Here is an 8908-nt window from a genome sequence, read left to right on the forward strand (position 1 = left end):
GCTGCCACCAAGCCTACAGGGATGTATTTACGGCGTCCTGTACCCTGAATACCCTGTCCCGCCTTAAGCTGTTAACCGATTTATATTTTATGCCTGCATGGGTTGTAGATAAAGGTTTTCCAAATACAAAGTCTCAAACTCTAAATCTTCCGCCATATTACACACCTCGGTAATGGTTGTGATTTCCCGCAAGTATTGCTGCTTTTCGGATATTAACAAAACTTCTTCGCACCCTGATAACGCAGTATTATTTATCAAATGAATGCGCTCAGCGGGAATAGTCGGTAATAACCCGACACGTTGCGCATGATGAATCGCTAACCATTGTCCAAACGCACCGGACGCATAAATCTGAGTTAAGTCAGCCAGCGCAACACCCGCCAAATCACATAGCCGACGAATACACGCCGCAATCGATGCTTTAGCGCGTTGAAAAACATCAATATCTGATGCGTTTAGAACAATCGCTTTATCCGTTTCGGCTAAAACAAAACCATTGGCTAACTCGCGTGTGAATCGCCCCAATTTATCTAGCAAGCCTTGCTCTAGCAAATAAGCAATTGCATCAATTAAACCTGAACCACACAACCCTTGGGCTGTAACATCACCGATAACGGCTAGCTGAAAACCTGTATTCTTATCAGATTCGACACGGTAGATTGCCCCCGCTTCTCCTGACATGCCGCAACTAATACCACACCCCTCAAAAGCAGGGCCGCCTGCCGCTGACGTCACCCATAATTTTTTACCATCCCACAGAGCAATTTCCGAATTTGTACCAAAATCAACTAACAGTGAATAAGCAGGCTGACGGGTTAATTGCGTATTAATGACGCCCATTAACAAATCAGAGCCAATAAAACCACCTAAAGGCGGCACAAAGTCTATTTGCATCTGCTTAGACAACCCTAAATCTCGTTGCACGACCTCGACAGTCTCTGGCTGAATATCAATACAACATTGCCAAAATTCTGGCTGTAATAACAACGCTATATTTTTACCTGATGCTAAGGCGAGCATCGCGGTATTGCCCACTATCACCATCTTATCAATAGCTGATGCAGTAATAGCTGTCTGCTCAAGCATAAACTCAATCGCATTAGCCAGCGCAGAGCGGATTAAGCGGATTAATGCCAACTTACTACTCTCAGAGCGCTCGGCCATAGATAAACGGGTTAACACATCACCGCCATAAGCAATTTGCGGATTTAACCCAATACAACCAGTAAGCCGTTTCGCATCGCCTAACGCCCATAGCGATAAGCGAACATGAGTGCTACCTAAATCAACAGCAATACCATAGCGATGCTTCAACTCTGGGCGCTTAGGTAAAATCGGTAAGCTTCCATATTCACTGTCCTGCAACAAGCGCCAATGCAGAACAGGTATGCTTGATTGTGTAATGTGCACAGTCATATCAGCTTTAGGCCGAATTTGACAGGCCAAACGCCAACCCGCTTCAGCGTCTGATTTGCTCACTAGGTTTTGCTCACTCAGCGTCAACAGCATAGAATAGCCGTCTAACACTTGAACTTTACATTGTCCACAGCCACCATGCCCACCACAAATGGAACGTATCGGGTAACCTTCGAGCAGCAAAAATTTCTAATAAGGTAGCACCGGATTGAAAATTAAATCGCTGATACCGTCCATCCGGCATGATTAGCGTCAATGCGTTACAAAAATCACTCAACTTTATACCCTTATATATACTCTGAACGGTCACATTCGGTATCTTGTGTTGCCGTAGGGTGCGCTGTGCGCACCTTTTTCATTTGATTTTTAATGATAACTTATAAAGGTGCGCACAGCGCACCCTACCTAAAAACCGAAAACTTAACCGTTTAAAGTATAGTTAAATGCCGAAATGACGATTTAGCTCCACTGGCTAAAATTAAAAGCGCCCCGTCTTAAGTTGGTAACCACTGTTTAAATTGCCAACGATAAACACGTATCATCACTTCAACTCAACCTACTCGCATAAACAAAAATGAAAAGACAATTTTGGGTATTAATGCATCGCTATGCCGGTCTTTATTTAACCTTCTTTTTAATCATCGTTGGTATAACCGGTAGTCTTTTGGCGTTTTATCAAGAATTAGATGATTGGTTAAATCCTGAGCGGCGCTTTGTGGCTATTGAACAACGAGTTATGTTAGACGACATTACGCTGGTCGAAAAGGCTCAAGCATTAGTCCCTGAAGCCAGAATTAACCAAATTGTGTTTAACCGTAAACCCGGACAAATCTTTGAAGCCGGTTTATTGCCCAAAATTGATACCGAAACCGGCAAACCTTTACCGCTCGATGAGTTCTCAATCCGGTTAAATCCTTATAGCGGCGAACTCATCGATTATGGCTTAGACGAAGACGATAGTATTTGGCCCATCACTAAAAGCAATGTGATGAATGTCATTTATAAACTACATTTCTCGTTATTATTAGAGCAGCCTGGGATTTGGTTGCTAGGTATAGCGGCTTTAATTTGGACACTCGATTGTTTTGTTGGCTTTTATTTAACCTTACCCCCCGCACGAAAAACAACTGCCTCGAATTCAGCACAAACCGGTAAAAGCTTTGGGTCACGTTGGTCTGTTGCTTGGAAAATAAAATGGCCGAGTTCCACTCATCGCTTAATGGTGGATTTACATAGAGCGTTTGGCTTATGGACATGGCTGATGTTATTAGTGATTGCCTGGTCAGCGGTCAGTTTTAACTTGCGCGAGTTTATTTACCAGCCATTAATGACCTGGGCATTTAACATGCCCGATTTAGAGCAGTATCCGGAATTACCTCAACTGGCCAAAGCTAAACCCGAACCTAAACTAGACTGGCGTGCAGCCCATGCCATAGCAAAAAAATTATTGGCTGAACAAGCTCAACAACATGAGTTTACTGTTTTTGGTGAAATTGAGCTGGCTTATCAACCAGAGCTAGGGTTATATGTTTACCAAGCAGAAACCGATAAAAACATCGGCGAATTTGCCCCTATGTTGTATTTTGATGGTGACACGGGGCAATTCGCAGGTATTTATGGCTTACCTGAAGAAAATATCGGCTACACGATAACCATGTGGTTAATGTCGCTACATAGAGCGCGTGTTTTTGGTTTGCCGTTTAAACTTTTTGTCTCTACGATGGGTTTAGTCGTTGTCATGTTATCTATCACCGGGTTTTACATTTACTTAAAAAAACGTAAAGCTCAGGCATTAAAAAACCGATAAACATCGCCTAAAATTTCTCAAAGTCTTTTAAATCAATATCCGTATTCGATGAATTGGCCTTCTTTGCTTTAGGCATTGTCGCGCTGTAATTGGGTACGGCTAACTTTGAATTTCTATCTTTCGATGAGTTTTTAACGGCCGCATAAGCATTTTCAACTTTAAAAAAAGCCACCGATTGTTGTAAATTTTCAGCTTGCGCACTCATTTGTTCGGACGTAGCCGCAAGTTCCTCCGAGGCTGAGGCGTTTTGCTGAGTGGTATGGTCTAATTGCGCCATGGCATCATTGATTTGATTAATACCTTGCGCTTGTTCTTCTGATGCTGCGGTTATTTCTTCAACTAAATCCGCTGTTTTTTGAATATTAGGCACAATATGCTCTAATAATTTTCCCGCTTCCTCGGCAATATTGACGCTATTCGTCGCTAATTCTTTGATTTCTTGTGCGGTTACTCGGCTATTTTCCGCTAACTTACGCACTTCCGCAGCCACGACTGTAAAGCCTTTACCATGCTCACCGGCTCTAGCGGCTTCTATGGCAGCATTTAATGACAATAAATTGGTTTTATAAGCAATATCTTCAATTAACGTGATTTTGCCAGCGATTTGTTTCATCGCGTCGACAGTGCGTTTAACTGCGTCACCACCTTCAGCGGCCTCTTTAGCCGAGGTGCTTGCCATGGTATTAGTCACTTTCGCATTTTCAACATTTTGCTGTACTGATGCTGTCAGTTGATGCACCGATGAGCTAGTAGATTCCACACTTGACGCTTGCTCAACAGCCGATTGGCTTAATGCTTGTGAGGTTGCACTAATTTGCTGCGATGCGCCGACCATATTACTGGCATTTGCTCTCACCCCTTCAACCACTTCTTTAAAGCGTAAACTCATGGATTGTAATGCTGTTGCTAATACACCAATTTCATCTTTTTGATAAATATCTAGCGTTACCGTTAAATCCCCTTCCGCTAACGAATTCGCAAAAGCAACGCCTTTTTGAATAGGTTTGGTAATCAAAGCTGTTAAGAAAAACGCGATGAATAAACCGAAAATCACCGACACCAAAATAGTACAAATAATAATAATATTGGCTTGACGAACTAAGGCCTCAGCCTCATTTCTGGCGACTTCTAATTGCTGATACCCGGCGGCTTCAGCATCTTGAGCTTGTTGCATTACGGTTTGACCGTACTCTTGCATGTGGCTAAGAATAACTTTTAATTCATCGTCGTTTTTAATCCAATTTTGCGCAGCTTGCTCATATTCTGTTGTCGCGATACGCGCTTGTTCAATTAAATCAAGCAAGGATTTTTCAACAGTAATTTTTTCTAAATCGTCATATAACCGCATTAACTCGGGCAGCATCACCACCATTTTGTTCCAAGCGACGCGGTCTTTATAATTCACTTCCTCTTTTTCTAAGCGAATGATTCGATTGGCTTTAACTCGAATGGCGACTGTTCTAACGTAGCGTTGCACATACTCATCTAAGGTTTTGGCATCAGCACCCTTAGCCATAGCATTGTCGTATGAATCCTTCTGAATATTCATAAACTTTTCAGATATTTCAACAACGCTTACCCCCTTCTCAATCATAAGCGCAACCATTTGCTTATTCGCTTTTAACATGGCTACACCTTTATCGAATTCATTATCGTAGCGCGTAGCGTCTTTACGCGCGCTAGCCACTTGATCCAATAAACGCGTATTATTCTTACTCTTAGCAAGTTCAGTAAGCTTATCTAAATACTCATAAAGCTGTTTTAAATTACTGTCTAAATGTTGATGAGCTTCTTCTTTTTGATAAAGTAAAAAATTCTTTTCTTCTAAAATCGTTGAAAAAGCCATACGCTCAACGCCTGTAGCCAATTCCACTGCTTTGGCATTATTGTCGGTAATCCCAAACAGCGCGTCAGCTACTTTCGATACATAGCGCTGAGCAACCACACCGAATATCACAGTGATAATCACCAATAACATGGCACCGCTTAATATTTTTGTTTTTACGCTTAGGTCATTAATATTCATTTACTTACTTCCGATGTCTGGAATTGTTGATTGTTTTCTTGCGTGATAGATTGAAACTCTGCTAATTCGATAATCGACAAAATACGCTCAATCGCTAATAAAGTAATAAATTCGTTGTTTACCTTGCCCATAGCCTTGATAAAGTCAATGCGAATTTCTGTGCCAAAATCAGGTGCTGGTAATAAATCGGCTTCGGCAATATCCAGGATTTCATTAACTTGATCGATTAAAGCCCCCACCATGTGCATTTCATGATTTAATTCCACTTCGACTAACACGATACAACTTAACTTACTAAGCTCGCTCGCGTATTGGTATAACCTGGCCGATAAATCAATGACAGGAACAATATTGCCGCGTAAATTAATCACACCGCGTATGTAAGCCGGTGTTTTAGGAATTCTAGTAATCCTAGTCGTTTCAATAATTTCTTTTATTTCTAATATGTCGATGCCAAGCACCTGATTGCCCAACAAAAATGTTAAAAACTGTTGGTAAGCATCATTAGCCAACGACTTATCGTCTTGGCTGGATTGTTGATTTTCGCTTCTTAAACGAACCATCGTATACCTTAGTAAGAATTGGCTATCATGCTAGATTGATAACTCGTGTTTGTATCATGCATGGCATGTTGAATTAATCCTTGCACATCTAAAATCAATGCAACATCACCGTTGCCTAAAATAGTTGCACCACTGACACCTTGTAAACGCTCAAATATTTTGCCTAGCGGTTTGATAACGGTTTGATGCTCGCCTTGTAACTCATCGACCACTAAGCCTATTTTTTTATTAGCCATTTTTACTACCACTAAACTTTCTCTATGGTCTGTAGGAATGTGTTGTGTTCGATTCTGAAAATAATCAGCTAATCTTAAGTAAGGCAATACCTCACCACGCAAATTAATATAATGTTTAATCGTATCTATCTTCCATTCAGAAGCATTCATTTCCACACATTCTTCAATCATATTCAGTGGAATAATGTAGCGTTCGTTTTCTGCAACCACCATAAAACCATCAATAATTGCTAATGTTAATGGCAAACGAATCGTAATCGTCGTGCCAACACCTTGTTGACTCGTTACATTAACCGCTCCGCGTAATGCCAAGATATTTTTGCGCACCACATCCATACCAACGCCGCGCCCAGATAAATTATTTGCCTGATCTTTAGTGCTTAAACCCGCTGCAAAAATCAAATTAAAAATTTCTTGTTGGCTAAGCTGTTGATTTTCTGTAACCAAGCCATTTTTAATCGCTTTAGCTAAAATTTTATCGGCATTTAAACCAGCACCATCATCTGCAACTTCAATGACAATATGGCCTGAGTCATGGTACGCATTAAGATAAATATTGCCTTGCGCAGGTTTTCCTGATGCCAAGCGTTGTTCAGGCAGTTCTATACCATGATCAAGCGCGTTACGAATTAAATGAGTGAGTGGGTCATTAATTTTTTCAACCAACGCTTTATCTAACTCAGTTTCTCCGCCGGTAACAACCAACTCAATTTGCTTGTTTAACTCGGTACTAACATCTCTCACAACACGTTTAAACCGTGAAAAGGTTTCTCCGATAGAAACCATTCTTAGTTGCAATGCGCTATCACGGATTTCACTGACTAAGCCCGACATGTGAGCCGCTGCTTCATCTAGCTCAGTTAAGCGATAACGTTGAGCAAGTAAATTAATACTTGCCCCTGATATTACTAATTCACCCACTAAGTTAATCAATCGACCTAATTTAGTCGCATCGACCCGAATATAATTAGCGGCTTTACTGGCTTTCTCCCGTTCTGACTCTTGCTTTTGCAATGCCTGCGTGACGACCACTTGTTCGGTAAACTGTTGCTCAACTAATATCTCGCCAAGGCGTTTGGCTTGGTTTTGCTCTTGCTGTTGTAACGCTTGATTTATCTCAGAAGCCGTTAACGCGCCTATATTGGTCAATATTTCACCTAATTTCTCTATTTCCTTCACACCGTCAGCGTCATACTCAGATGCTTGCAATAACTTTAGATACTGTTCTATTTTAGAATCTGGCGGAAGCAACCGAATATCGCAGTCATCTTCAGCAAATTCAAAGATTTTCGCGATGTCCGGCTTAGCTAACGGTGTGTGAAATACAATGTGAAACTGCAAATAACAGCTTTCAGAATCAAAGCTAAAGTCTATAGGCAGCTCTGGTGTTAGCGTTTGAATTGTGACAATACTGCCTTTGCCTTTTAGAAAACTAATGAAAGCAATAGGATCTATGCCGTTACGCAAAGCGTTTGTATGAAATTTTAAGATAATTAACCAGTTATCTTCAGGGAGTACTGATTTAATCGCGGTAATTTCTGGCTCTTTATCGAGGGGTGCTTTGCTAATCAAAGCATGGTCTGCATGTAATTGTTGGATTAATTGGTTGCTTGTTTCGGCTAATCTTTCAGGAAGTGTTGGGCTTTGGTTGCTCAGATTGTATTCAATTAACTCAGAACAAAAGTCTTTACAACTCAATAATACCGAAATGATTTGTTTATCAATAGCGCGTTGATTTTTCCTAATCGCATCCATAACGGTTTCAACACAATGACAAAACGCAACCACATGTTCTAAACCAAATAAACCTGCTGAGCCTTTAATGGTATGCATGGCTCTAAATACATTATTTATGCTTTCCTTATCGGATGGGGTTTCTTCTAATAAAAGTAACCCTTGCTCCATTTGAATAAGAAGCTCTTCTGCTTCTTGAATAAAAACCGTCAGTGCTGCATCAAGGTCGTTCATAACCAAACCGTTATTGAGTCAAAATAATAGGATCGCCAAAATGAGCGGTTAGATTTAGCAGCTCAAAAACTTCGATAACGGCTTTACTATGGTGTACTAACTTTAGCGAACCGGCTGTTTTTTTTAACCATAGCAATAGTTGCACACCAGCACTATCAATTTCTAATACGTCAGATAAATCCAAGTGTAATTCTTGATTTTGTTGCCAACCTGTTTCTAACTGCTGTTTATATTCGGCTACGTTATAAATAGTTAACTCATTACCGAGTTTCAAAAGGCAAATACCTTCGTTGCACTGTACGTTAGTCGTCACGTTCGTTCTCAAGAATTGTAATCAATAAATCACTCATGAAGAGTGTGATTAATCATAACGGATTTGTATTTAATAAAAAGCTTATTTTTTAATATTACTTTTTAAAACACGAGAGCAAGTATTCAGCTTAATAAAAATTAAGAAAAAAAAATTTATATCTTTTTATTATTAGAACACTGGATATGTGTAATAACAAAAATAATAGTTAGATAACAGTTACTTAAATGCATTCTGCGTTGTTTAAAAATGTGCATAACATGTGGATAAAAAATGCAATCCCAGTATTGTCAAGGTTATCCACAAAAATCAATGGCGTAATATCGACTTTATCCACAGTATTGTCCACAGCATATTAGAGTAATTAATAAAATTACTATCTAACTTTAATATTAAGCTATTTTATTGTTTTTTGATTGGCTAATAACAATATAAGACAAAAATATTTATTTTATTGTTATTAAGCGGGTGTATATGTGTAAAACCAATTTTTATTACTTGTAATCAAAGGGTTATTAATAGAATGTAATTATTAACATTGTGTATAACTTGTGCATAAAACAACAGCTTCATTATTGAATC

At 39.8% G+C, this 8908-nt stretch carries 6 protein-coding genes; 1 reads left to right on the forward strand and 5 read right to left on the reverse strand.

Translation table 11 applies throughout. The features are described from left to right. Positions 1–87: 87 nt before the first annotated feature. Positions 88–1599, reverse strand: coding sequence for an ASKHA domain-containing protein (locus tag VZ94_RS06150; protein WP_052700260.1), 1512 nt, complete (start codon positions 1597–1599; stop codon positions 88–90). Between the two features lie 391 nt (positions 1600–1990). Between VZ94_RS06150 and VZ94_RS06155 the strand changes: the two genes are divergently transcribed. Continuing rightward, the gene (locus VZ94_RS06155) at positions 1991–3223 is read left to right on the forward strand and encodes a PepSY-associated TM helix domain-containing protein (protein WP_045778569.1); all 1233 of its coding nucleotides are present in this window, start codon (positions 1991–1993) and stop codon (positions 3221–3223) included. Positions 3224–3230: 7 nt separating this feature from the next. On the opposite strand, the gene VZ94_RS06160 is transcribed toward VZ94_RS06155, so the two are convergent. The 4 genes from VZ94_RS06160 to VZ94_RS06175 are packed head-to-tail and all read right to left on the reverse strand — an operon-like array spanning position 3231 to position 8329. Then, positions 3231–5249 carry a methyl-accepting chemotaxis protein gene (locus VZ94_RS06160; RefSeq protein WP_045778570.1) on the reverse strand — a complete coding sequence of 673 codons (2019 nt, stop codon included), beginning with the start codon at positions 5247–5249 and terminating at the stop codon, positions 3231–3233. Then, a complete protein-coding gene (locus VZ94_RS06165; protein WP_045778571.1) occupies positions 5246–5812 on the reverse strand; it encodes a chemotaxis protein CheW in 567 nt (188 codons plus the stop codon). The genes VZ94_RS06160 and VZ94_RS06165 overlap by 4 nt, the downstream gene beginning before the upstream one ends. Positions 5813–5820: 8 nt before the next feature. Beyond that, entirely contained in the window at positions 5821–8016 is a 2196-nt protein-coding gene (locus tag VZ94_RS06170) for a chemotaxis protein CheA (protein ID WP_045778572.1), read from the reverse strand. A gap of 10 nt (positions 8017–8026) precedes the next feature. Continuing rightward, on the reverse strand, positions 8027–8329 hold the full coding sequence (locus VZ94_RS06175) for an STAS domain-containing protein (protein WP_045778573.1): 303 nt from the start codon (positions 8327–8329) through the stop codon (positions 8027–8029). Positions 8330–8908: the final 579 nt, after the last annotated feature.

The sequence above is a fragment of the Methylocucumis oryzae genome (genome assembly GCF_000963695.1).
In the GTDB taxonomy this organism is placed as follows: Bacteria; Pseudomonadota; Gammaproteobacteria; order Methylococcales; family Methylomonadaceae; genus Methylovulum; species Methylovulum oryzae.

What these genes read in the sequence shown, in the direction of transcription:
- VZ94_RS06165 (WP_045778571.1), bottom strand. Translation starts at nt 5,812, where the DNA reads ATGGTTCGTTTAAGAAGCGAAAATCAACAATCCAGCCAAGACGATAAG.
- VZ94_RS06160 (WP_045778570.1), bottom strand. Translation starts at nt 5,249, where the DNA reads ATGAATATTAATGACCTAAGCGTAAAAACAAAAATATTAAGCGGTGCC.
- VZ94_RS06155 (WP_045778569.1), top strand. Translation starts at nt 1,991, where the DNA reads ATGAAAAGACAATTTTGGGTATTAATGCATCGCTATGCCGGTCTTTAT.
- VZ94_RS06170 (WP_045778572.1), bottom strand. Translation starts at nt 8,016, where the DNA reads ATGAACGACCTTGATGCAGCACTGACGGTTTTTATTCAAGAAGCAGAA.